24 protein-coding genes are annotated in these 22,961 nt (G+C 53.4%); 17 read left to right on the top strand and 7 right to left on the bottom strand.

Annotation, left to right across the window (positions count from 1 at the left end; translation table 11 throughout):
- Window positions 1-103 precede the first annotated feature (103 nt).
- Window positions 104-1,231, top strand: coding sequence for a VanZ family protein (locus MKX76_RS21930; protein ID WP_210095691.1), 1,128 nt, complete (start codon window positions 104-106; stop codon window positions 1,229-1,231).
- 300 nt (window positions 1,232-1,531) lie between these two features.
- Here MKX76_RS21930 and MKX76_RS21925 read toward each other — a convergent pair whose 3' ends face one another.
- Window positions 1,532-1,906 (bottom strand): cupin domain-containing protein, encoded by a 375-nt coding sequence (locus tag MKX76_RS21925; RefSeq protein WP_007132986.1) that lies wholly within the window; start codon window positions 1,904-1,906, stop codon window positions 1,532-1,534.
- A gap of 174 nt (window positions 1,907-2,080) precedes the next feature.
- Between MKX76_RS21925 and MKX76_RS21920 the strand changes: the two genes are divergently transcribed.
- The 3 genes from MKX76_RS21920 (at window position 2,081) to MKX76_RS21910 (ending at window position 3,448) form a co-directional block, all read left to right on the top strand.
- Window positions 2,081-2,284, top strand: a complete 204-nt coding sequence (locus MKX76_RS21920) for a DUF4177 domain-containing protein (RefSeq protein WP_007132987.1) — start codon at window positions 2,081-2,083, stop codon at window positions 2,282-2,284.
- Between the two features lie 19 nt (window positions 2,285-2,303).
- On the top strand, window positions 2,304-3,062 hold the full coding sequence (locus MKX76_RS21915; protein ID WP_244152806.1) for a DUF3891 family protein: 759 nt from the start codon (window positions 2,304-2,306) through the stop codon (window positions 3,060-3,062).
- A gap of 206 nt (window positions 3,063-3,268) precedes the next feature.
- Entirely contained in the window at window positions 3,269-3,448 is a 180-nt protein-coding gene (locus MKX76_RS21910; RefSeq protein ID WP_007132989.1) for a hypothetical protein, read from the top strand.
- A 340-nt stretch (window positions 3,449-3,788) separates the two neighbouring features.
- Here MKX76_RS21910 and MKX76_RS21905 read toward each other — a convergent pair whose 3' ends face one another.
- From MKX76_RS21905 to MKX76_RS21890, 4 genes are read right to left on the bottom strand one after another with little or no spacing between them, the layout of a single operon-like run.
- Window positions 3,789-4,394 (bottom strand): response regulator transcription factor, encoded by a 606-nt coding sequence (locus tag MKX76_RS21905; RefSeq protein ID WP_050954105.1) that lies wholly within the window; start codon window positions 4,392-4,394, stop codon window positions 3,789-3,791.
- The gene (locus MKX76_RS21900; protein ID WP_007132992.1) at window positions 4,321-5,538 is read right to left on the bottom strand and encodes a sensor histidine kinase; all 1,218 of its coding nucleotides are present in this window, start codon (window positions 5,536-5,538) and stop codon (window positions 4,321-4,323) included. The genes MKX76_RS21905 and MKX76_RS21900 overlap by 74 nt, the downstream gene beginning before the upstream one ends.
- Window positions 5,539-5,559: 21 nt before the next feature.
- Entirely contained in the window at window positions 5,560-6,306 is a 747-nt protein-coding gene (locus MKX76_RS21895) for an ABC transporter permease (protein WP_007132993.1), read from the bottom strand.
- A 1-nt stretch (window position 6,307) separates the two neighbouring features.
- Window positions 6,308-7,234, bottom strand: a complete 927-nt coding sequence (locus MKX76_RS21890; protein WP_007132994.1) for an ABC transporter ATP-binding protein — start codon at window positions 7,232-7,234, stop codon at window positions 6,308-6,310.
- A 408-nt stretch (window positions 7,235-7,642) separates the two neighbouring features.
- Between MKX76_RS21890 and MKX76_RS21885 the strand changes: the two genes are divergently transcribed.
- The 9 genes from MKX76_RS21885 to MKX76_RS21845 all read left to right on the top strand — a co-directional run bounded on the left by MKX76_RS21885 (window position 7,643) and on the right by MKX76_RS21845 (window position 16,499).
- A complete protein-coding gene (locus MKX76_RS21885; RefSeq protein ID WP_051425170.1) occupies window positions 7,643-8,128 on the top strand; it encodes a hypothetical protein in 486 nt (161 codons plus the stop codon).
- 324 nt (window positions 8,129-8,452) lie between these two features.
- Complete coding sequence (locus MKX76_RS21880) at window positions 8,453-9,403, top strand: ROK family glucokinase (protein WP_007132996.1); 951 nt, start codon at window positions 8,453-8,455, stop codon at window positions 9,401-9,403.
- 43 nt (window positions 9,404-9,446) lie between these two features.
- The gene (gene rapZ, locus MKX76_RS21875) at window positions 9,447-10,355 is read left to right on the top strand and encodes an RNase adapter RapZ (RefSeq protein WP_007132997.1); all 909 of its coding nucleotides are present in this window, start codon (window positions 9,447-9,449) and stop codon (window positions 10,353-10,355) included.
- A 57-nt stretch (window positions 10,356-10,412) separates the two neighbouring features.
- Window positions 10,413-11,354, top strand: coding sequence for a gluconeogenesis factor YvcK family protein (locus MKX76_RS21870; protein WP_186311136.1), 942 nt, complete (start codon window positions 10,413-10,415; stop codon window positions 11,352-11,354).
- A gap of 5 nt (window positions 11,355-11,359) precedes the next feature.
- Window positions 11,360-12,289 carry a DNA-binding protein WhiA gene (gene whiA / locus MKX76_RS21865; RefSeq protein WP_028406089.1) on the top strand — a complete coding sequence of 310 codons (930 nt, stop codon included), beginning with the start codon at window positions 11,360-11,362 and terminating at the stop codon, window positions 12,287-12,289.
- Between the two features lie 100 nt (window positions 12,290-12,389).
- Entirely contained in the window at window positions 12,390-12,659 is a 270-nt protein-coding gene (locus MKX76_RS21860) for an HPr family phosphocarrier protein (RefSeq protein WP_007133000.1), read from the top strand.
- Between the two features lie 250 nt (window positions 12,660-12,909).
- Window positions 12,910-14,703: an ABC transporter ATP-binding protein gene (locus MKX76_RS21855; RefSeq protein WP_341034616.1), complete on the top strand. Its 1,794-nt coding sequence runs from the start codon at window positions 12,910-12,912 to the stop codon at window positions 14,701-14,703.
- A gap of 48 nt (window positions 14,704-14,751) precedes the next feature.
- On the top strand, window positions 14,752-15,429 hold the full coding sequence (locus MKX76_RS21850) for a response regulator transcription factor (RefSeq protein ID WP_007133002.1): 678 nt from the start codon (window positions 14,752-14,754) through the stop codon (window positions 15,427-15,429).
- Window positions 15,429-16,499, top strand: coding sequence for a sensor histidine kinase (locus MKX76_RS21845; RefSeq protein ID WP_007133003.1), 1,071 nt, complete (start codon window positions 15,429-15,431; stop codon window positions 16,497-16,499). Before MKX76_RS21850 ends, MKX76_RS21845 begins: the two co-directional genes overlap by 1 nt.
- Before the next feature lie 131 nt (window positions 16,500-16,630).
- Here the strand turns inward: MKX76_RS21845 and MKX76_RS21840 are convergent, their stop codons facing one another.
- Both MKX76_RS21840 and MKX76_RS21835 read right to left on the bottom strand, forming a co-directional pair.
- The gene (locus MKX76_RS21840; RefSeq protein ID WP_007133004.1) at window positions 16,631-17,359 is read right to left on the bottom strand and encodes an amino acid ABC transporter ATP-binding protein; all 729 of its coding nucleotides are present in this window, start codon (window positions 17,357-17,359) and stop codon (window positions 16,631-16,633) included.
- Window positions 17,352-18,800: an amino acid ABC transporter substrate-binding protein/permease gene (locus MKX76_RS21835; RefSeq protein ID WP_028406085.1), complete on the bottom strand. Its 1,449-nt coding sequence runs from the start codon at window positions 18,798-18,800 to the stop codon at window positions 17,352-17,354. Before MKX76_RS21835 ends, MKX76_RS21840 begins: the two co-directional genes overlap by 8 nt.
- Window positions 18,801-19,076: 276 nt before the next feature.
- Here MKX76_RS21835 and MKX76_RS21830 point away from each other — a divergent pair, with 276 nt between their 5' ends.
- From MKX76_RS21830 to MKX76_RS21815, 4 genes are all read left to right on the top strand, one after another.
- Window positions 19,077-19,838 carry an SIMPL domain-containing protein gene (locus tag MKX76_RS21830; RefSeq protein ID WP_028406084.1) on the top strand — a complete coding sequence of 254 codons (762 nt, stop codon included), beginning with the start codon at window positions 19,077-19,079 and terminating at the stop codon, window positions 19,836-19,838.
- Between the two features lie 458 nt (window positions 19,839-20,296).
- Window positions 20,297-21,268, top strand: a complete 972-nt coding sequence (locus MKX76_RS21825) for an ABC transporter ATP-binding protein (protein ID WP_028406083.1) — start codon at window positions 20,297-20,299, stop codon at window positions 21,266-21,268.
- Complete coding sequence (locus tag MKX76_RS21820) at window positions 21,265-22,113, top strand: ABC transporter permease (protein WP_007133008.1); 849 nt, start codon at window positions 21,265-21,267, stop codon at window positions 22,111-22,113. The genes MKX76_RS21825 and MKX76_RS21820 overlap by 4 nt, the downstream gene beginning before the upstream one ends.
- On the top strand, window positions 22,114-22,920 hold the full coding sequence (locus MKX76_RS21815; protein WP_007133009.1) for an ABC transporter permease: 807 nt from the start codon (window positions 22,114-22,116) through the stop codon (window positions 22,918-22,920). It begins immediately after the preceding gene.
- Window positions 22,921-22,961: the final 41 nt, after the last annotated feature.

Raw genomic sequence — 22,961 nt, 5'->3', positions numbered from 1 at the left:
GAGCTGGTGGATTTTAACCCTTTTTTAAACGAAGGCGCTCCCCCGATTTAACCTGGACCTTGTAAACTATAAATAGAAACCTCATGAAGGGAGTGAACGGGGCGTGCTGGAGGCGTATTTGTTCCCGATATCGTATGCATTTTTAACTTTTCCCATAGCAGCCTTGCTGTGTGCGGTCCCGTTTCTGATCGTGCAATACCGCAAGTATGGCTATTTCAATAAATTTCGCGGGTTTCTTCTGTATCTGTTCCTGCTCTATCTGCTCAATGCGGTGTACCTCGTGCTGCTCCCGCTGCCGGCATCTCGACATAATGCACCGATGGACGTGTCCTCGGTGATCCAGTGGATTCCGCTCAATTTTATTCACGATATTGTGAAGGAAACCCAGGTGGTTCTGTCGGAGCCGGGGACGTATATCCACTTGATCAAGGAACGGGCTTTTCTGCAGGTGGTGTTCAACATCCTGCTGGTCGTGCCGTTCGGCATGTTCCTCCGTTATTATGCCCGGGTGAATTGGCTTACGTGCCTGGTCGCTTCATTCGGTCTGTCGCTGTTCTTTGAGGTAACCCAGGTTACCGGAATCTACGGCTTCTATGACCACCCTTATCGGCTGTTTGATGTAGATGACCTGCTGACCAACACGCTCGGCGGGATGGTCGGCTTCGTGCTGGCCGATTGGATGAAGAACCATCTGCCACGGATGGATCGGTTGGATGAGAAGGTGGATCTGTCCAAGAAGCGGGTCAGCTATACAAGAAGAGCAATCGCTTTTGGCATCGATGCGATGATTACGTTGCCGGTCATCGGGATTATGTCCGTGGTGCTGAACGTGAAGGCCGCGTATTTCATCGTTGTCATTCTGTACTATATCGTAATTCCGTATATGCTGGAGGGGCAGACGGTAGGCAAATGGATTGTACGGATTCGCATCCAAGGGCAGGGCGAACATCTGAAGCTGAAAGAGATCATTATCCGGAATGGGCTGCTGTACGTCGTGTGGGGCGGCATTCATGCCCTGCTGATAACGCTGAGCTTCCCGGGCTCTGGCTTTCTGTATGCCTTGTATGTCATGGGAATGCTGCTGATCGACGGGGTTGTCATGGTCCATCTGCTGCGGTGCCTCTTCAACCATGAACGGACGCTGCTGCATGAGGCGAAGAGCGGAACCAGACAGGTGATCGCGGAGAAAAGACAGCCTGCGGCGGGGCGAAGCGAAGGGAATACTGTCTGATCGTTACTTCTTTCAAGAAGAAGCTCGATAAAGCCAAGGATATTATCGATATTGGCCGTTGTGCCTGCACTCGATTCATACCATGGCATGCGGCAGGAGCCGGGGATGGAGATTCAGGTCGGCGGAAGAAGCAAACAAATCCAATGAAATCGTCCATGAAGGACAGATCAAGAAGTACGGCCGGTGTATAAGGTTAAGCCCAAGACACCGGCTTTTATATTTATGTCGGCCAACCGGTAGGTTCAGCAGGGGCAGCCGGATGCTATATCAATAGCGGTCGAAAGTATGGAAATAAATCATTCAACCTATATAAACGTCAGCTTCGGGCATATCGGGCTCAATCAAGGGCCCTTCAACAACGATGACGGTCATGCCTAGCTCGGAGCCGGATTCATGCCACTCCCCTTTTTTCCACAGCACGGCCTGTCCAGCAATCACCTTCGTTCTCGGTCCATGATTGGCGGTAACCCAGCCTTCTCCTTCAACAACGATAAACAATTGGTCCGACGATGCCGGATGCTCTCCGACCACGCCCCCGGCGCCGATGTGCATGCAGCCGATGTGGTGAATGGGGATGGCTGCTTGACTCATGAGTATTTTCGACATAATCAGATGCTGGCTGCCGTATACGGAAATCGGGCGTCCGGCGTCCATGTCAAAGCGGAATATCTTCAAAGCCTCATCTCCTCTTGGAAAATTCATCAAAAACGATCTATTGTATGATAACATAAGGTGAATAGCACCACGGTGAATTCTCGCATACAAGCGAGAGATCCGTACTCGCGAACCACACATGTCAAAGCGGATTTGATGGAAGCCTTGAAGAACAACATACAGGAGTGACGTTTCATGGATAAATGGGAGTATAAAACTTTGAAATTTAAGACACGGGGATTTCTCGGGGGCAAGGTTGATGAGGAGGAATTCGAGGATTTACTGAACAGCTACGGGATCGACGGTTGGGAATTGGTGTCGTGCTTCGATACAAGCATGTATCAGGGCCAGTCCAATGATATTATTGCTGTTCTGAAGCGGAAAGCATATCTCGAGTAGTGACCAAAGGAAAGAGGGAGTGGATCCAGTGATCATTCGGGAGACGGAAGATGCGTTTGTGATGACAACTCAGGACGATCATGGCCGGTTCTCCGGGGACGTTGCCCGGGGCTTCCGGAAAGAGCTGTTCCTGGATGAAACGGTAGTGGAAGAAGTGCTGCTCGCAATCGCCGAGCATGATCGGGCCTGGCTGCCAATGGATGATACGCCCATCTGGAATGATGCGGTCGGGGTACCCTTTACTTTTGTTGATTATCCGACATTGCCGAAATTGCTGATGTATGCCAAGGGGGTTGACGAAACGGAAGCGATGAACCCCTATGCAGGGTACTTATGCAGCCTTCATTATGCGTCGTTTATGAAAAATGCGACCGAAGCGCCCTTCGTGGAGTTTTATCATGCGGAGCTGGAGCGCCAGGAGAGGCTGAAGAGTCAGCATCCTTTTCCGGATGAGGAGACAATCCAGCGGCAGTTTGCGCTGCTTCAGCTGTGCGATGACCTCTCGCTTTATGTATGCATGAACGCTCCCGGCGCGACCAAGGAAGAGGAGCACCCGTGGTTCAGGGATGGCTTTGATATGTCCGTGGATGGACAGCGGGTTGCGGCTGAATGGCTGGGCGGCGAAGAGATCAGGCTGAGCCCGTTTCTGTTCGAGCGGGAGTGGCCGGTTGTGCTTAAGAATAAGCATGTGCGGAAAGCGCAGATTAAACAAGAAGGCATCGCGAAGGCATTTGAGCATGCTCCATGGACCGAGCAGAAGGTTCTCTTCGTTCCGTAGCCGGAAGTGTGCAGGGCTATACGTATTTTTGAAGATATCAGACAATAATTACTTCGGAGGATCTGCTGCCCGATACCGTAAGAAAAACTAACCGTTTAACGCGGTCTGTATTCTGTGAGTACGTCGAGAGACATTTTTCTTATGGAATATGGTATGATCCGGTTTGAAGCCATGGAAAAATCCCGTCAGATTGTAGAGGTTGAAGGATGAAGAAAAAAGAGTTTTTGATCGTAGCCATGTTGAATTTTTTAGCGGCGATAGCCTTTTTGGTCGTGGTGATTATCACCGACCGCAGCTCATGGAAGTGGGGATTCGGCCTCGTGTCGCTGCTGTTCGCGCTAGGCGGGATAGGCAATATCGTCCTCCATTTTAAAAATAAATCGTAGGTGCAGCACTCGATGCAAGTTATAAACAGTATACATTACTGGGGGCTCCATGCCCCCGAATTGAACTTGCGTCAATGGTGCTCCTTCCCAATCATTGATATGAATGTGATAGTATTCACTAAATCTAAAATAGGGGCCTAGCCAAGCCTTCCACTCGTAGGATAGGAGAGGACGTGCAGGCGTCAAAGGCGCTGACCGCTGCCGCTTCGAAGGGACAGAACACAGGACAACCGGTGGAGAATTGGCGGGGAGCCGGGGAGGACGAAAGTTCCACGCCAGAGGTCTTTTGGCGAAGAGCAACGTTCAGACTCAGGACCCAACGCGGCCCGGCAGAATTCCTTCAAATCCATCCCTTTTCCTCCGCAGTCGTAATCGCCTCGATTCGATTCTTCGCCCCCAGCTTGCTCAAGATTTCAGACATGTAGTTGCGGACCGTGCCGTAGGATAGATGCAGCTTGGCGGCAATCTCGCTCGAGCTGCTTCCGCCGGCAGCCAGACGGAGCACCTCCCGTTCACGTTCCGTAAGCGGGTTCGCATCTCGCATCGTCCCGAAGACAAGCTCGGGCGAAACCTCCCGGCGGCCGTCCATGACGCGGCGGATCGCTTCCGCCAGCCGCTCGCTCGGCTCATCCTTCAGCAAGTATCCTTGAACGCCTGCTTGGACCGCCCTCTCGAAATAGCCCGGCCTTGCGAAGGTGGTCAGGATGATGACCCGGCATTCATAGCCAAGACGCTTGATCTCCTCAGCCACCTCCAGGCCGCTGCGAACCGGCATCTCGATATCCAGCAGGCAAATATCGGGACGGTGGGCTGCAATCAGAGACAGAGCCTCATCTCCATTGCCTGCTTGCCCAATCACATCGATATCCTCCTCAAAATCTAGCAAAGAAGCCAGTGCGCCCCGAAGCATGCGCTGATCCTCGGCGATCACCACTCGGATGCTCATGTGTATCCTCCTCCTTCCGGTTCTCGTTTTTGATGACGATCGGTACGCGAATGGTAATGATCGTTCCTTGGTTAGAGCGGGCTTCGATCGTCCCTCCGATCAACGACAGCCGTTCCGCCATTCCTTTCAGGCCGTTGCTCCCCTCAGCGGGAAGCGGACTGTCGTTCGGGAGACCAACCCCATTATCGGCGACGATCATCCGCCACTCATTCTCCAGCGTTTCCATCCGAATCCGGCATTGGCTGGCCTTGCTATGCTTCACCACATTCGTTACGGACTCGCGCAGGCAGAGGCTGAGAATATTATGAGCCAGATCCGGAATTCCTTCCAGCCGCTCATTTCCTTCACAAACCAGCTCAATCCCGGCGCTGTCCAGAATCATGCGGGCATCCCGGATTTCTTCGGGGAGCGTGGCTGTCCGCATTTCAGCGACAAGCTCGCGCACCTGGCGCAAGGCCGCACGGGACGTATTCTGGATTTCGCGCGCTTCCGCCTGGGCCTTCATCGGGTCCTTCGTCACCAGCTTCTCCACGAGCTGGCTCTTTAGCGTGATGAGCGACAGCGTATGGCCAAGCGTGTCATGAAGGTCGCGGGCGATGCGCATCCGTTCTTCGCCTTTAATCAAATTGCGGATTTGCTCATTGGCTTTCGCAAGCTCCTGTTCCAGCTTCTGCCGCCTGCTCAGAGAACGGAAGCCGAGCGGCGACAGCAGCATGATCAAGAAGAATGGAATGAGCACCAAGAGATCGGCGGTTTCGAGCGTTGGTGCATAGAGCGCCAGCGGGATCGCTTCGACAAGGAAGAAGATCAGCATAGCCGTTTTGAATCGGCGGTCATCAATGTACCAGCCGATGAAGTTGGCGGAGAAGAAGCCCATATACATAAAGGTAGGGTGATACCAGGTGGACAAGATGAAGATGACGGCAAGCTGGACTAACAGCCAATACATAAACGATCGCTTCTCTACTTCAAAATACAGCTGACGGTACGTAAAAAGAAATACCGCTAGCAGGAAGAAGCCGATGCCCATTTTCCACGAATCGAATTTGAACATGTTGTAGATCGGCAATATTACATACACCAGCCACAGATAGGGGAAGAATCCCATGTGGCGCGGAAACACCTCGAATCTTTGTCCTCTCATATATCCATCACACTCATCCCCTTAATCGGCTTGTTGTTTTTTCCGAATATAGGTGGATAGTATCATAAATACGAGCAAATATCCCGTCAAAATCAGGATGTGATCCCAGCCTGGTGCCTCGCCGCGCGTAATGGCCCATGCCCCGCCGCCGAAATGGTAGGAAGGCATCCACTTGCCGATCGCTTGCATGAAGCCTGGCATGGCCTCGATCGGGAACCACATGCCGCCGGTCACGGCCAGCGCCAGATAAATGCCGTTGCTGACGCCGCTGGCCGTATCGACGCGCCTCATGGCTCCAATCAGCGTACCGAGCGCGAGGAAAGGAATGGAGGCGATAAGGATCCACAATCCGCTGAACAGCCACTGCCAGAAGGAGAGCGAGACGCCGTTGATGAGATAGCCGGCAGTGAAAATAACAACGATGCAGAGCAGGTGCATGATCGCCTGCACGAACATTTTGCCGAAGAAATAGACGCTGCCCGGAAGCGGCGTTACCCGCATATAGATCGACCACCCCTGCACCCGCTCCTGAACGAGCCGGATGCCAAGCGACATAATGGCCGTGCCCATGACGCTGAAGGAGGTCATCGACATGAGGTAATGCGCCTGCCACTGGCCAGCCTCGGCTGCGCCGGTATCCACGATGCGGGTGAAGATGAAATAGAACAAGATCGGCATGGCCAAAGACCAGAATATATAGTACGGATTGCGAATCATCCGCAGCAGCTCCATCCGGCATTGAATCGTAATCAACTTCAGGTTTTTCATGTTAACCCGCCTCCCCTTGACTCATCGTTAACTGATCGAATGCTTCATCCAGACTGCCCTGATCGATCCGGATATCGCGAACGGTGAGTCCGGCACGGAACAGTGCCGCCAGCGCTGTGTCCGTATCACTCGTGACGGCGATGAGCCGCCCGTCCTGCTCGTAGACATCCGTTACGCCCGGCACCTCATGAAGCAGCCGTATCACCTGCTGGCCGTCCGCATCCGCGATGAAGGAAACCGTTCGCCGGGTAAGCTTGGATTTGATGGCTTCAGGCGTACCGTCGGCCGCCACTTGGCCTTGGTGAAAGAGCACGATGCGTTCGGCTATATCGTCAGCCTCCTGCAAGTAATGCGTGGTGAACAAAATGGTCTTGCCTTGGGCCTTGAGACCTCGGACCGTCTGCCAGAACAGCCGGCGGGCGGACGTGTCGAGACCCACCGTCGGCTCGTCGAAGAACAGCAGCTCGGGGTTGCCGGCGATAGCCAGCGCGAAGCTGAGCTTGCGTTTCTGGCCGCCGGACATTTTCACCGCCCATTTGCCGAGTTCCTCGGGAGTGAGCCCGCTGAGCGCTGCGATTTCCTCGAGCGTCATCGGATTCGGATAATAGCTGCGGATCAGGTTGATGATCTCCCGCGTTCGCAGGCCGTCCATGACGCTCACCTCTTGGAGCATCGCCCCGATCTTTTCCCGAACCTTGAGATCTTTCGGGCTCTGGCCGAAGAGAAGGACCTCGCCTTCGCTTGTGTCCTTGAGCCCCAGCATCATGGAGATCGCGGTCGATTTGCCCGCCCCGTTAGGCCCGAGAATGGCCGTAATGGATCCACGCTCAATCGTAAAGGATACTCGGTTCACGGCTTTCTTGCTTCCGAACGTTTTGGTCACCTGCTTCAGCTCGACGATTGGTTCGCCGCTTAGCTGTTGAATCATAGGTTACGCACCCCCGTTTTCGTTATCGTGATCTTATGATTCCATGATATCGGGAGCGGGAAAGGCACGTTAGTAAAGGATGTCACCGGTTTGAAATGACTTTTGTCATGTTGCAGGGAGACAGCTGGACGATTGGTTTAGTGATGGAATTCATGCCAAACATTTTCCCATATAACTTTTACCATTCTTAGAGCGTCTACTATATATCAATCGGCTGACATTCTTACCAAGAACGGACAATAGAAATGCAATAAGGCCAATGGGGAGAATAGATGGAAGGGGGAAGTTCTCATCAAAAAAAGCACGATATTTTTAGTAGCTGTATCTATTCTTGCTGCATCATCTTTATACTTTGCAACGAGTGCAGGGAATCCGGATAAAGATCGTCCAATAACAGGAACAGTTAATATGGATGCCAAATATATCGCATTCGATACGATCGAGGAACTCGATCAAGCCGCGGACGTGATCGTTATCGGTTCCCCGATTAAGGATTTTGAGGATCGGGAACATATGGCGCAATATTTTGAAGATGGAATGATCCAGGATTTCTATACAATGACCGAGCTGAGGATCGAGAAGGTTATCAAACAACCGGACGGGATAGACATCGGCGAGATGATGGAGTTCATTGAACCGTTATGCATTATAGAAGAGTCCGGGAACCAAAAGACGAAAATCATTATGGATGATTACCGCGAATTGAAGAAGGGCAGCAGGTACATTCTTTTTCTAAAAGACAATACGTTCGGCCAGTACAGCATCATCAACATGAACAACGGTAAATTTAACCTGGATAATACCGATGATTCCGATATGCCTATGGAGCAGCAGGACCTTGCGTTTAAAACTTCCCTGAAAAACCAAGTTTTGCGGAAATACGACCTGTATTGATTGCGAGTAAGAATACCGGAGTTAGATTCGGTGTTCTTTTTTCGCTATCCAACATTTCTGCAGCCTTTAGCCCACATGCCCAGTACCGGATGATTTGAGGGTTGGCGCGATCAATTCGTTAGTGACGCTGGCAATAGGTATAAAAAATGAAACGGTGCCTGTTTTTGTTAAGGGGGTCATGAGCACCTTGGACATCCCGACTTTCTGCGGCCTATAAGGGATTTCTATCCCCTTGTCTTCTCTTGACCGCAGGGGTGCCTTCAATTATAGTGGGTACAGTAGGAGCAATCTATAAATTATAGAAGGAAAAAGGTGGCTTGTAACATGTCTGAGAAGATCTACGTCGGTGTCGACCTGGGCGGAACGGCAATCAAAGTCGGAATTTGCGACGAGGAAGGGCATCTTCTGCATAAGTTTGAGGGGCCTACGGAAACAGCAAAGGGCGTTGACACGGTAATTGACAACATTGAAAAATATGTGCGTCACATTGTGGAGGAATCGCCATACACCTGGGATCAGCTGGCCGGAGTGGGAGCCGGATTCGCAGGCTTCACGAACATTCGTGAAGGCATCATTATTCTGGCACCGAATGTAGGATTCAAGGATGTACCGATTCGCGCCATTTTGGAGGAGCGTCTTGGCAAGCCGATCAAAATAGACAACGATGCGAATGTAGCGGCGCTTGGAGAAGCATGGAGCGGCGCGGGCCGCGGAGTTGATAACTGCGTATGCTATACCCTGGGAACCGGCGTAGGCGGCGGCATCATCATTAACGGCAAAATTTATCAAGGCTTCGGGGGAATGGCCGGCGAGCTCGGACATATTTCGGTTGTCCCTGATCTGGAAGCCATCCAATGCGGCTGCGGGAAAATGGGCTGCCTGGAGACCGTATCCTCCGCTACCGGCATCATTCGCATGGCGAAGGACGCCGTGGAGCGCGGAGACCGCACCTCCCTGTCGCTCGTGCAGAACATCGCGGCCAAGGAAGTGTTCGACGCGGCGAAGGCGGGCGACGAAGTGGCGATCCGCATCGTAAATCGCGCAGCGTATTACCTGGGCAAATCGATGGCTGCCGTATCGGCCGTCCTGAACCCGGAAGCTTATATTATCGGCGGCGGCGTGTCCAAAGCCGGCGACATTCTGTTCGATGAGGTGAAGGCGGTATTCGCGAAGCTGACACCGGAGCCGCTGCAGCGCGGCGTGCGTATTGTGCCGGCCGAGCTTGGCAATGATGCCGGCGTCGTCGGCGCTGCCGGACTTCACCTGCGCTCGTAGTTAATTCATCATTCGATTTTAACTTATAAGGGAGGGAAAGCTGATGCTGGAAGCAGCCGAACGAGGCAGCAACACATCATCGATGGCCACCCTGATCATCATTACCGGGATGTCGGGAGCAGGTAAAACATTGGCCGTGCAAAGTCTGGAGGATCTTGGGTTCTTCTGCGTGGATAACCTGCCCCCGGTGCTCATCCCGAAATTCGCGGAACTGATCGATCAGTCCAAGGGCAAGATCGGCAAGGTTGCGCTGGTCATCGACCTGCGCGGACGTGAATTCTTCACCGCCTTGTCGGAATCGCTAAATTATATTAAGGATCACTTCACGATTCACTGTGAAATTCTGTTCCTCGATGCGACCGATTCCGTACTCGTTCAGCGTTATAAGGAGACCCGTCGCCGCCATCCGCTCGCTCCGGAAGGCATGCCGCTTGACGGGATCCGACTGGAACGGAAAATGCTCGAAGAGCTGAAAAACTCGGCAACACAAGTGATCGATACGAGCAATATGAAGCCGCTCAAATTAAAGGAGAAAATCATCTCGCGTTTCACGCATCTTGAAAGCAGCATTCTGTCGGTCAACATTACGTCGTTCGGGTTTAAATACGGCATTCCGATTGACGCAGACCTGGTTTTTGACGTCCGGTTCCTGCCGAACCCTCATTACGTCGAGCAGCTCCGCCCGAACACGGGCCAGGACAGCGACGTGTACGACTACGTAATGAAATGGCCGGAAACCCAGGCTTTTCTGACAAAACTGCTGGATATGCTGCATTTCTTGATCCCCCAGTATCGCAAGGAAGGCAAGAGCCAGGTCATCATCGGCATCGGCTGCACCGGCGGCAAGCATCGTTCGGTAGCGATTGCGGAGTACCTCGGCAAGATGCTGGGCGTAAGCGAGACGGAGTCCGTATCGGTGAGCCACCGGGATTCCGAGCGGGATCGGCATTAATTAAGGGAAGTGATAGATGTGGCTGTGCAAGCTAGAAAGCGCCCCCGCATTGTCGTAATGGGCGGAGGCACCGGGCTGTCCGTTATGCTTCGGGGCCTTAAGGAAAAACCGCTCGATATAACGGCCATTGTCACGGTCGCAGATGACGGAGGAAGCTCCGGCATATTGCGAAGCGAGCTGCAGATGCCTCCCCCCGGAGACATTCGCAATGTGCTTACGGCGCTAGCCGACGTGGAGCCGCTGCTATCGGATATACTGAAATACCGTTTCAAGTCAGGGTCGGGACTGGCCGGCCACAGCCTCGGCAATCTGATCCTGGCTGCCATGACGGATTTGCACGGAGATTTTGTCACGGCAGTCAAGGAGATGAGCCGGGTTTTTGTTGTTCGCGGACAGGTGCTCCCCGCAGCCGGTGAAGCCGTCATCCTGCACGCGGAGATGGAGGATGGCACCATTGTCACCGGTGAATCCAAAATCCCGGAGGCCGGAGGCCGCATCAAGCGGATATTCCTGGAGCCGGAGCATGTCGAGCCGCTGCCGGAGGCGCTGGAAGCGATTCAGCAGGCGGATGCGATATTGATCGGTCCAGGGAGCTTATATACAAGTATTTTGCCAAATCTGCTCGTTCCGAAGCTGTCTGAGGCGATCGTCGCCTCGGAGGCGATTAAAATTTTCGTCTGCAATGTTATGACGCAGCCCGGCGAGACAGATAATTATACGGTGAGCGATCATCTCCAGGCGGTGTATGACCATATTGGTCTTCACCTGTTCGATTATGTTATTGTTAATGATGGAGAGATTCCGCCTCAGGTTCAGGATAAGTATGCCCAGAAGGGTGCCAAGCCCGTCTATTTGGACCGTGATGAGGTGACCAGCCGTGGATATAAGCTCATTGCGGATAAGCTTGTGCTATTTCGAACATACTTGCGGCATGATGCCGACAAGCTGAGCAACCATATTTTCCAGCTGGTGCAAGACTGGATTTCACGAAAGGGGTGAGTACCTTGTCCTTTGCGGCACAAACGAAGAAGGAACTAACGATGGTCGAAAGCCAAAACTGCTGCGAGAAAGCCGAGCTGTCCGCGTTGATCCGGATGAACGGTTCTGTTCAGCTGTCCAACAAAAAGGTGATTTTGGATATTTCGACGGAAAATGCCGCGATTGCAAGGCGTATTTATTCCTTAATTAAGAAGCATTTCCAGGCGCATACCGAGCTTTTGGTGCGTAAAAAAATGCGTTTGAAGAAGAATAACGTATATATCGTCCGGATTCCGGCCCAGGTTCAGGAAATTTTGAAGGAGCTTCGCATCGTGTCCGAGGGATTTCTGTTTCAGTCCCGGATCGATGAGAAGATCATCCGGAAAAATTGCTGTAAACGGGCGTATCTCCGCGGTGCCTTCATGGCGGGCGGATCGGTGAACAATCCGGAGGGTTCTTCGTATCATCTCGAGATTGCTTCGATGTATGAGGAGCACTGTCAGTCCCTCGTTGAGCTTGCTAACCAGTTTCGCCTGAATGCGCGCTGCATCGAACGCAAGAAGGGCTTTATCTTCTACATTAAGGAAGGCGAGAAGATCATTGAGTTCCTCAATCTGATCGGCGCTCATCAAGCGCTGTTTAAATTCGAGGATGTCCGCATTATGCGCGACATGCGCAACTCGGTGAATCGGATCGTGAACTGCGAGACCGCCAATCTCAACAAAACGATCGGTGCCGCTGTTCGTCAAATCGAGAACATCAAGCTGCTTCAGAAGGAAGTAGGACTTGAGAATTTGCCGGACAAACTGCGGGAGGTCGCCGAAATCCGGCTGGCTCATCCCGATATGAACCTCAAAGAGGTCGGGGAACTCCTCAAGGGGACCGTCAGCAAGTCGGGCGTCAACCACCGTCTGCGCAAGATCGATGAAATGGCCGAAAAGATCCGCAATACCTGACATTTTTTCTTCTAGTGTCCTGTATGCTAAAATGGTATAATATTATAAAATGTCAAGACGCTTTCAATACCGCAGATTTATAAGATAGGGGGTAATTTTCATGACAAAGCACCCGGTAGTCGTTCGGTTGAAGACGGGGCTCCATGCTAGACCGGCCGCGCTGTTCGTTCAGGAAGCGAATAAATACTCATCTGAAATTTTTGTTGAGAAAGATGATAAAAAAGTAAATGCCAAAAGTATCATGGGAATTATGAGCCTTGCAATCAGCTCGGGTACGGAAGTGCATATTAGCGCTGAAGGAGCCGATGCCGAGCAAGCGGTTACTTCTCTGGTTAATCTTGTGAGCAAAGAGGAACTCGAGAACCAATAAGCCATCCATGTTTAAGAAAAGTCTTGTGTTTGCAAGGCTTTTTTTAATATATGGGCGGGCGACGTTCCCCGTACTCAAGTATGCATCGCGCGGAGCATGTTAGATCTACATATGACTTTACAGAAAAGGGGAAGCGATTCCGCCTTTTTTTGTTTCTGCGCCGGAAAGCTGTTGTTTAACTTCAGTTTAACTTGTTGTTTTATTCTGACCTTACACCATAAATAATCGGACGGGGAAGGGAAGAGAAACAATGAGTGTACTGAAAAATACGGCAGACAATCTTCAGGCGTCACAAGACGAGAATCGAAAGGCAGGCTCGCAGGCGTTCTTCCGCCTGTTGAAAGAGACCAAGCCGCCGATGGCCCTGCTCGTGGGCGCCATTCTGCTCAATGTCGTCTCGACGCTGGTCGGGCTGGTCATTCCGATGTTTACGAAAAACCTGGTGGATGGCTTTTCCTTAACGGATATGAACCGGAGCCATATCATAGGGCTTGGCATCGCATTTATCGTGCAGACGATCGCCGCAGGCTTCTCGATCTATTTGCTGAGCTATACGGGACAGAAGATGGTGGCCGCCCTGCGGGACCGGCTGTGGAAGAAGCTGCTGGTGCTGCCGGTAAGCTATTACGATCATAACCGGTCAGGGGAAACGGTCAGCCGAATGACGAATGATACAAGCGTCATTAAGGGCCTGATCTCCGATCATGCAGCCGGCTTCGCCAGCGGGATCGTGTCGATCGTCGGATCCATCGGGGTGCTGTTGTATCTGAACTGGAAAATGACGCTGACCATGTTCGTTGTGATACCGATTGCTGCGCTAATCCTCGTTCCACTGGGACGCAAAATGTATAAAATATCGCTGGGCATGCAGGATGAGACCGCATCGTTTACGGCGAATATCAGCCAGGTGCTGTCCGAGATCCGCCTGGTCAAGGCCTCCAATGCGGAGAATCGGGAGTACGCTAACGGCAGCAGAGGTATAAGGAATCTGTTGAGATTCGGCATTAAGGAAGGCATCGTATCCGCCTGGATCGCGCCGCTGATGTCCTTTGTGCTGATGATGCTGCTCGTCGTCGTCATCGGCTACGGCGGATTGCAGGTGTCGACCGGGGCGCTGACGGCAGGCGAGCTCGTGGCGTTTATTCTATACCTGATTCAGATCGTCATGCCGATGACGCAGCTGACAACGTTCTTCACCCAGCTTCAGAAGGCAAAGGGGGCTACCGAGCGGATCTTGGAGGCGCTCGATGCCGAGGAAGAGGCGTTCGAGGACGGGATGGATGTACTTGATGCGAACCAGCCGGTATCGATTGAGCATCTGACTTTCGGCTACAAGCCGGGTGAGCCGGTGCTGAAGAATGTCAGCTTCCGGATGGAGCCGGGGACGGTTACGGCCGTTGTCGGGCCGAGCGGAGGCGGGAAAACGACGCTGTTCTCCATGCTGGAACGTTTCTACCTGCCGCAGGAGGGACAGATTAAGCTTGGCCAGGATCCGATTCATACATTTGCTCTACGGTCCTGGCGCGGATTGATCGGTTATGTCTCGCAGGAAAGCCCGATGATTGCCGGTACGATCCGCGAGAATCTGTGTTATGGGACGGAGCGGGACATTAGCGACGCGGAAATCCGGAGAGCGGCTGAAATGGCTTATGCGGACGGATTTATCGATGAGCTGCCTAACGGCTTCGATACCGATGTAGGTGAGCGAGGGATCAAGCTTTCGGGCGGACAACGGCAGCGGATTGCGATTGCGAGGGCACTGCTCCGGGATCCGAAAATATTGATGCTGGACGAGGCGACCTCGAGCCTGGACAGCCGCTCCGAGATTGAAGTCCAGAAGGCGCTGAAGAACCTGATGACCGGACGGACGACGATTATTATCGCCCACCGGCTGTCGACGGTGGTGGGCGCAGACCAGATCATTTTCATTGAGAAAGGGGCCGTTACCGGAAGAGGCACTCATGAGGAATTGGTACGGGAGCATGCGATGTACAGGGAATTTGCAGCCCAGCAGTTACAGATGAACGAAAGTCTGGAGGCCTAGGGAGCAGACCGGGCCGGGGAATAATGCTTGGGAAAGAAAGGGATGGACATGGCAAACATATTGGTCGTCGATGATGATCCGAATATTCGGGAGCTGGTGAAGGTGTTTCTGGAGGAGGCCGGCATGGACGTCCTGGAAGCTCCGGATGGACTGGCGGCGCTGAGCGTGATGGAACAGAGCCCCGTTGATCTGGTCGTGATGGATATTATGATGCCGAATATGGACGGCTGGGAGCTGTGCCGGGAGATTCGCCGGCATGACGGCGTTCCGGTGCTGATGCTGACTGCCAAAGGGGAAACCAGGCAGATTGTGAAGGGCTTCGAGCTCGGTACCGATGATTATCTGGTGAAGCCCTTTGAGCCGGCCGAGCTGGTGGTTCGGGTGAAGGCGCTACTGAAGCGGTATCAGGTGGCAGCCTCGCAAACGGTCACTGCCGGTAAGCTGCAGATGAACCGCCGCACCTATGAAGCGAAGACGGATGAGGAGACGTTCATGCTGCCGTTGAAGGAATTCGAGCTGCTGTTCAAGCTGGCCAGTTATCCGGGCAGCACGCTGCCCCGGGACCGGCTGATCGAGGATATTTGGGGCTACGATTTCGAGGGGAATGAACGGACGCTCGACGTCCATGTGAACCGGCTGCGGGAGCGGTTCCCCGAGGCGAAATACCGGTTTCGCATACGCACCGTGCGCGGGCTCGGCTACCGGCTGGAGGGGTGTGAGGACTAGTGCGCAAAACCGGCAAATGGGCATGGAGAATCCTGAGGGAGATCTTACAGATCATTGTCCTCTTCGCCGTGCTGGCCGTCTCCTGGACGGCTGCGACTTATTTGACCAAGGCCGTGTATGCGAAGACAGGTGAGCCATCATCGGCTTATGTGATGCAGATCATCGACTTGTTTCTTGGCGTCGTGATATTCTTCTTATGCATAATGCTGATCGGACTGATGTTCAAGCATAAGCAGATGGCCGTCTTGAATGCGATGATCGATGCGATGCGCCGCATCTCTCAAGGCGACTTCAACGTCAAGATGGAGGAGCATAAGCTGCCCGGTGAATTTAAAATGATTGCGACCGGCATTAACGACATGGCCGAAGGGCTTGGGCGGATGGAGACGATGCGCCAGGATTTCATCTCGAACGTATCGCATGAAATCCAGTCGCCGCTGACGTCCATTCGCGGCTTTGCAAGGGCGCTTCGCAATCCCCGGCTGACGGAGGAGCGAAGGAATCATTACCTGGAGATCATTGAGGGAGAGAGCAGACGCTTGTCCCAGCTTAGCGATAATCTGCTGAAGCTGTCCTCGCTCGAAGGGGACCGGACCGCGTTCGATATGCAGCCCTACCGGTTAGATGGGCAGCTTCGCGCCGTGGTGCTTGCAAGTGAGCCGCAATGGCTGGCGAAGCGGATACAAGTGGATCTCGAGCTGGCGCAGGTGGAAGTCCGGGCGTCGGAGGATTTAATGAGTCAAGTGTGGATGAATCTGCTGCACAACAGCATCAAATTCACCCCGGAGGGCGGCGTGATTACGATTGAGCTGAAGGCAGACCGGGAAGAGGCCGTTGCTACGATTGCCGATACGGGAATCGGGATGTCGGAAGCGGATCAGCTGCGCATCTTCGAACGCTTCTACAAGGCGGATAAATCGCGAAATCGTGAGGCCGGGGGGAGCGGACTCGGGCTGTCGATCGTGAAGCGGATCGTCGACATCCATCAAGGGACTGTGACCGTGCTGTCCAGGCCCGGAGAAGGCTCCGTCTTTACCGTGAGGGTGCCGCTTGCGCCTCCTCCCGAATGAGGGGCGGACGCAACAAGGCTCACCTGCCATCGCGAGATGTCCGGTGAGCCTTGTCTTTGTTTGTTGCGTTGGTAAGTGGGAACCTTACGCCAAGACGCTGCGGCTGTCACTTGGGTTACAGCCGTTCAGCGTCATAGCACTTTCTCCAGGAAGCTGATCGTCCGCTCGTTCTTCGGATTGCCGAATACCTCTGCGGGCGGTCCTTCCTCCACGATATAGCCGCCGTCCATAAAGATGACCCGGTCGGATACCTCGCGGGCAAAGCCCATTTCATGCGTGACGATCATCATCGTCATCCCTTCGCGCGCCAGATCCTTCATGACGCCGAGCACCTCGCCGACCATCTCCGGATCAAGCGCCGACGTTGGCTCATCGAACAGCATGATGTCAGGGTTCATGGCGAGCGCCCGTGCAATCGCGACCCGCTGCTTCTGTCCGCCCGAGAGCTGGCTAGGAAAGGCCTCCGCCTTATCGGACAGCCCTACCCGTTCCAGCAGCCGCAGGGCCGTGGCCCGCGCTTCCTCCTTCGATTGCTTGCCGAGCTCGACCGGAGCAAACATAATATTCTTCAGCACGTTGAAATGAGGGAACAGGTTGAAGTGCTGGAACACCATGCCGATATTTTCCCGTACCTTGTTGATGTCGGTCTTCGGATCGTTGATGTCCCGCTCGTCCACGATGACTCTGCCGGCCGTGATATCCTCCAGTCGGTTAATGCACCGGAGGAAGGTGCTCTTCCCCGAGCCCGACGGGCCGATCACGCAGACGACCTCGCCTTCCTGTACCTGCATGTCGATGCCCTTCAGCACCTCGTTCGAGCCGTAGCTCTTCTTCAGTCCTTCTACACGGATTTTACCCAACTCGAACCCTCCTTTCCAGACGGTTCGCAATCTTCGTCAGAATGGTGATAACAATCAGATACATGATCGCTATGGTCAGCCAGATATCAAACGATGCGAACGTTCTTGCAATGACGATTTTACCCGATTGGGTCAATTCGACCAAACCGATGACCGACAGAATGGACGTATCCTTCAGCGTAATGACGAGCTGGTTGATTAATGTCGGAATCATGATTTTGACAGCCTGCGGGATGATGATCTTCATCATGGCTTTGCGATACGGCAAGCCAAGGGAGCGTGCTGCCTCCAGCTGGCCGGGATCGATGGACTGGATGCCGCCGCGGATAATCTCCGTCACGTAAGCCCCGGCATTGAGGCTCAAAGTCAGAATGGCAGCCACCAGCGGCGACATCGTGAATCCGAGAGCCTGCGGAATACCGAAATAGATGAAGAAGGCAAGCACCAGCAGCGGAATGCCACGGAAGATGTCGACAAAGACGGTCGCAATGCCCCGAAGCCATTTGTTGCGGCCCACCTTCATGAAGCCGAAGATCAGGCCGATGAAGAAGGCAAAAAACAGCGACACGAAGGTAAGCAGAAGCGTTTTGCCGAGGCCTGCGAGCAGTATCGGCATCGACTCGGCAATCAATCCGAGACGGCTTTGGTTAGCCGGTCCGGCCGCGTTCTCGCCAACGTATGTTTCGAGAATGCGGTTATACTCGCCGTTTGCTTTCAGATTAGCCAGCCCGGCGTTGAATTTCTCCATAAGCTCCTGATTCTGCCCCTTCTGAACGGCAAATCCGTAGGATGCCCCGGGTTCTTTCTCGGTAACGAGCTTCAGCCCGTTATTTTGCTTGACGCCGTAAGCCAGCACCGGATAATCGTCAAAGCAGGCCACGGAATTGCCGGTTTTGACATCATCGTACATCTGGGCCGAATCGTCGAACGGCACGATCGTGAAGCCGTATTTCGATGCGATGGATTCGGCGAAGCTGTAGCCCTCCGTGCCGGTTTTGACCGCCACCTTCTTGCCTCGCAAATCCTCGTAGCTTTGAATACCCTCTTGGTCCTTACGGACGGCCATCACGACACCGGAATCGAAATAAGGATCCGAGAAATCGAATTTCTGTTTCCGTTCCTCCGTGATGCTCATGCCGGCGATCACGCCGTCCACCTGGCCGGATTCCAATGCCTGAACGGCTGCGTTGAAACCGAGCGGCCTGATCTCGTATTTGAAGTTCTGATCCTTGGCGATTGCTTTCATTAAATCCATGTCGATGCCGACGAATTCGCCGCTCGGATCCTGGAATTCAAACGGAGCGAACGTGACGTCCGTACCGATCAGATAGGTTTTGCCCGATCCCGGCTGATCCGCCTGGCTTTGCGCCAACACCGGTACGCCCGTCGTTGCAGCGAGCAGCAGGACCAAGGCAAGTACTACACCCCGTATTAATCTCATAATGACCTCCTCATGTTAAAAACAACATATTAAGTTAGTTACCCACTTACCATCTTACATTAACATCCTGCTGCCTATTTCGTCCTCTATTTCTATTTTATTTGTCATAGCGGCCTGCAACCACTGGCATTTCCTGGATGGCGAAATAGAGGGGGCGATGAAGGAAAAAAAGTTGTGAAACCGCTTAAACGTGATGCAACATTTACCAATCGGTTTGCGTTAGAGAGGTAAGGCAAGCATCAGAAGCGGGCCAATATTAAAGGAGGTTGACCACACATGAAAAGATGGGTCAAACAGGTAGGTTCCATTATGATTGCAGGCGCTCTGCTGACAGGCGGCACGGCTTGGGCCGGATTCGGCGGCGCCACGGAAGCCTATGCGGCCGAGGCGGTGCAGCAAAATGTCGTGACGGTGCTCGGCAAGGGCGAGATATCCGTGAAGCCGGATATCGTATATTTGTCCATTGGGGCAGAGTCGTATGCGGAGACGGCTAAATCGGCGCAGAAGGCCAACGCGCAAAAAATGGATAAGGTTATCAAGGTGCTGAAAGAGACCTGGAAGATCGACGACAAAGATATTAAAACCGAACAGTTCTATGTGCAGCCAAATTACTCTTATACGGAAAAAGAAGGCCGCAAGGTGCAAAACTACTCGGCTTATCATTCCCTTGAAGTAACGCTGCGCGATCTGAACAAGGTGGGCGAAGTGCTGGATGCAGCGGCTGAAGCCGGGGCCAATTCGATCGGCAATGCCCGCTTCTCCGTGGAGAATCCTGATACATTCGAGGCTCAAGTGATCGATAAGGCAATGGCGAATGCCGATCTCAAGGCCCAGGCGATCGCCAAGGCTTCCAAACGTCAGCTTGGGGTTGTCGTAAACGTAACCGAAGGCTCCGTGAACAACAACGTTGTGTACGGCATGTATGACAAGATGTCGATGGAAACGGCTTCGATGGCCGACGGCGGCGCTGCGACATCCGTGAAGCCGGGCGAGATCAAAATCACGACCCAGCTGTACGTGCAGTATGAGCTGAAATAATCTCCTTTATGAGGAACCGGCAAGAGAAGAGACCGTCACCGCTTAGCAATGCGGGGGGCGGTTTTTTCTATTTGGCAACCCTAAGCCTTGGACGGTTCGATCCACCATGGGATCCAGAATCCGGCGAAATATCCGGGGCTTCCCCTGTCGAATTACTAAGAAAAGTGTTGTGTACAAAGGGAAAACAAGGTATAGTGAATATGCGAAAAACGTAAAGCCGCCAGTACGCGGCGTGAACATCGAACGAAATATGAAGCAAACGGTAAAGCCATACCCATGGATATGGCTTTTTTTTCTTAAAGAGACTTTAAAGCATCGTCCCTCAAGAAACGGATCCCCCTTCGGCACAGGCTGGAACACGGGCGGAATTACCGTTTCTTCTTAATGGAAATGGAATTGTAGGTTCGGTCAAATCAAGAGGCCCTGTGCCGATAGGCCGCATTTTGAACAAGGAGTTGGTGCATGTGATTGAACTTGTCCAGATCGAGAAGCATTTCCAAGGACAAGCGGTCGTGCATCCGCTGTCGCTCTCTATTAAAGAAGGGGAATTCCTGACTTTGCTGGGCCCCAGCGGCTGCGGCAAAACGACGATTCTCCGGATGATAGCAGGATTTGAACAGCCGACAGGGGGCCAGGTATGGCTGGCGGGTCAGAACGTGACAGAGATGCCTGCGAATAAGCGGGATCTCAATCTCGTATTCCAGCATTACGCCCTGTTCCCGCATATGACGGTGGAGGATAATATCGCCTTCGGGTTGAAAATGAAAAAGCTGCCGCGCCAGCTCATCAAGGAACGCGTGGAGGAGGCGGCTGCGATGACGCAGCTCACCGCTCTGCGGGAACGGTTCCCGCACCAGCTCTCCGGCGGACAGCAGCAGCGCGTGGCGATCGCCCGCGCGATTGCGAACAAGCCTAAAGTGCTGCTGCTCGATGAGCCGCTCGGCGCGCTGGATCTGCAGCTGCGCAAAAGCCTGCAGTCGGAGCTGAAGCATCTGCAGCGGACGCTCGGCATTACCTTCGTCTATGTAACGCATGACCAGGAAGAAGCGATGATGCTCTCGGATCGGATCGTCATCATGAACCAAGGGAAGGTCGAGCAGATCGGGACGCCGCGCGACGTGTATGCGAAGCCGCAAACGCTCTTCGCTGCCACATTCATTGGGGAGAACAATGTTTTCTCTTCGCCGGAGGGCCTGTTCTCTGTCCGTCCCGAGAAGCTGGTTCCGCAGCGCGGCGTGGCCGGCAGGAAGACAGGCGTCATCGAAGACGTCCAGTTCCTTGGCAGCGTGCATAAGCTGCTTGTCCAGCTGGACGACGAGCCGATGAAGGTGACGATCGCGCTCGATATTACGGAGGAGCATCCTTGGAAGATCGGCGAGAGGGTCGGGGTGAATTGGAACGACAAGGATGAGGTGATGATCGGGCCATGAGGAAATCGAAATTCCTGCTGACCCCGGTGCTGCTTTGGATGTCCCTGTTCCTGATCATCCCGATGCTGATTGTGATCGGCATTTCATTCCTGTCGCGGGATGCCCAAGGCAATTTGGTGTTCGAGCTCAGCATGGAAGGCTACAAGACCTTTTTCGATCCGTTATATCTTGGGATCTATTGGGATACCTTGGTGCTGTCGCTGCTAACAACCATCATCTGTCTGCTGGTCAGTTATCCGCTTGCCTATTATATTGCGGGCGCATCCCCGCGAATCCAGACTTGGGGTCTGATTCTCATTACGATTCCGTTCTGGATTAATTTCTTGATTCGAACCTACGCCTGGGTGCTGCTGCTTCGGACACAGGGCGTTGTCAACAGCCTGCTGATGTGGCTCGGCTGGATCGATGAGCCGATTCAGATGCTGTACACCTACGGCGCCGTGCTGCTCGGCATGGTGTATAACTTCATTCCGTTCATGGTGCTGCCGATCTATGTAGCGCTGGAGCAGATGGACAAGCGCCTCCTGGATGCAGCCAGCGATCTCGGCGCGTCCAAATGGAAGGCATTTCGGCATATTACGCTGCCGCAGAGCAAATCCGGCATCATGACCGGATCGGTGCTGGTCTATGTATCGACCTCGGGGATGTTCGTCGTCACGGACATCCTGGGCGGAGCCAAGTCCTCCATGATCAGCAACATCATCCAGTCGCAGTTCCTTGGAGCCCGCAACTGGCCGTTCGGCGCCGCGTTGTCGGTCATTTTCGTGGCCACGTCCCTGGTGCTCATTCTGCTGTTTAACCGGGCGATGCAGGCCCGCCATCAACGTGTAGGGGAGGGGAGATAAGTGAAGAAGAAGCGCCAGCCTTTGCTTTCGATTCACGCCTTCCTGATGATGGCGTTTATCTATGTGCCGATCCTGATTATCATCATTTATTCCTTCAACGATACGCGGTTGAGCGGGAACTGGGAAGGCTTCACCTTCGACTGGTATATCTCGCTCTTCGACAACCGAAACGTGATGGAAGCCTTGATGAACAGTCTGACCGTGGCGGTGGTGTCCACGATCATCTCGACAATGCTGGGAACGGCGGCGGCCCTCGGGCTCCGAAATTTGGGACGCAGAGGCCGCAGCGGCATGAACGGTCTCCTGTACTTACCGGTTATCATTCCGGATATTATCATGGGCCTGTCGCTGCTCGTGCTGTTCAGTCAATTAAATATTCCGCTCGGCAAGATGACGGTGATGATCGCCCACATCACCTTCAGCATATCCTATGTCTATGTAGTGGTGAGCGCCCGGTTGTCGGGAATGGGCAAGCAATTGGACGAGGCGGCCCAGGATCTGGGCGCTACGCCTTGGCAGGCCTTCCGGCATGTGACGCTGCCGCAGATCGCACCGGGTATTATCTCCGGGGCCTTGATCGCGTTTACGCTGTCGCTTGACGATTTCATGGTCAGCTTCTTCGTCGCCGGACCAAGCTCGACTACGCTGCCAATCTACATCTATGCCCAGGTGAAGCGCGGAATTTCGCCTGAGATTAATGCGTTATGTACGATACTGATTCTGGTGAGCATCACGCTCATCCTGCTGGCTCAATATATTCTTAACCGCGGCAGCGGGGATAAGAAACACAAAACGCTGCCGATTTAAAGCAAATGTTCCATTTCTTTTTGGGAAGGATCCGATATATC

Source organism: Paenibacillus sp. FSL R5-0810 (assembly GCF_038002285.1).
Taxonomy (GTDB): domain Bacteria; phylum Bacillota; class Bacilli; order Paenibacillales; family Paenibacillaceae; genus Paenibacillus_AQ; species Paenibacillus_AQ lactis.
The sequence above is the reverse complement of the archived record's forward strand: the minus strand, read 5'-3'. Positions and strand labels throughout refer to the sequence as shown.

Coding starts and splice junctions, on each gene's coding strand:
- MKX76_RS21920 (WP_007132987.1), top strand. CDS start 2,081: ATGGATAAATGGGAGTATAAAACTTTGAAATTTAAGACACGGGGATTT.
- MKX76_RS21910 (WP_007132989.1), top strand. CDS start 3,269: ATGAAGAAAAAAGAGTTTTTGATCGTAGCCATGTTGAATTTTTTAGCG.
- MKX76_RS21905 (WP_050954105.1), bottom strand. CDS start 4,394: ATGAGCATCCGAGTGGTGATCGCCGAGGATCAGCGCATGCTTCGGGGC.
- MKX76_RS21900 (WP_007132992.1), bottom strand. CDS start 5,538: ATGAGAGGACAAAGATTCGAGGTGTTTCCGCGCCACATGGGATTCTTC.
- MKX76_RS21895 (WP_007132993.1), bottom strand. CDS start 6,306: ATGAAAAACCTGAAGTTGATTACGATTCAATGCCGGATGGAGCTGCTG.
- MKX76_RS21890 (WP_007132994.1), bottom strand. CDS start 7,234: ATGATTCAACAGCTAAGCGGCGAACCAATCGTCGAGCTGAAGCAGGTG.
- MKX76_RS21885 (WP_051425170.1), top strand. CDS start 7,643: ATGGATGCCAAATATATCGCATTCGATACGATCGAGGAACTCGATCAA.
- MKX76_RS21880 (WP_007132996.1), top strand. CDS start 8,453: ATGTCTGAGAAGATCTACGTCGGTGTCGACCTGGGCGGAACGGCAATC.
- rapZ (WP_007132997.1), top strand. CDS start 9,447: ATGCTGGAAGCAGCCGAACGAGGCAGCAACACATCATCGATGGCCACC.
- MKX76_RS21870 (WP_186311136.1), top strand. CDS start 10,413: ATGGGCGGAGGCACCGGGCTGTCCGTTATGCTTCGGGGCCTTAAGGAA.
- MKX76_RS21860 (WP_007133000.1), top strand. CDS start 12,390: ATGACAAAGCACCCGGTAGTCGTTCGGTTGAAGACGGGGCTCCATGCT.
- MKX76_RS21855 (WP_341034616.1), top strand. CDS start 12,910: ATGAGTGTACTGAAAAATACGGCAGACAATCTTCAGGCGTCACAAGAC.
- MKX76_RS21850 (WP_007133002.1), top strand. CDS start 14,752: ATGGCAAACATATTGGTCGTCGATGATGATCCGAATATTCGGGAGCTG.
- MKX76_RS21835 (WP_028406085.1), bottom strand. CDS start 18,800: ATGAGATTAATACGGGGTGTAGTACTTGCCTTGGTCCTGCTGCTCGCT.
- MKX76_RS21830 (WP_028406084.1), top strand. CDS start 19,077: ATGAAAAGATGGGTCAAACAGGTAGGTTCCATTATGATTGCAGGCGCT.
- MKX76_RS21820 (WP_007133008.1), top strand. CDS start 21,265: ATGAGGAAATCGAAATTCCTGCTGACCCCGGTGCTGCTTTGGATGTCC.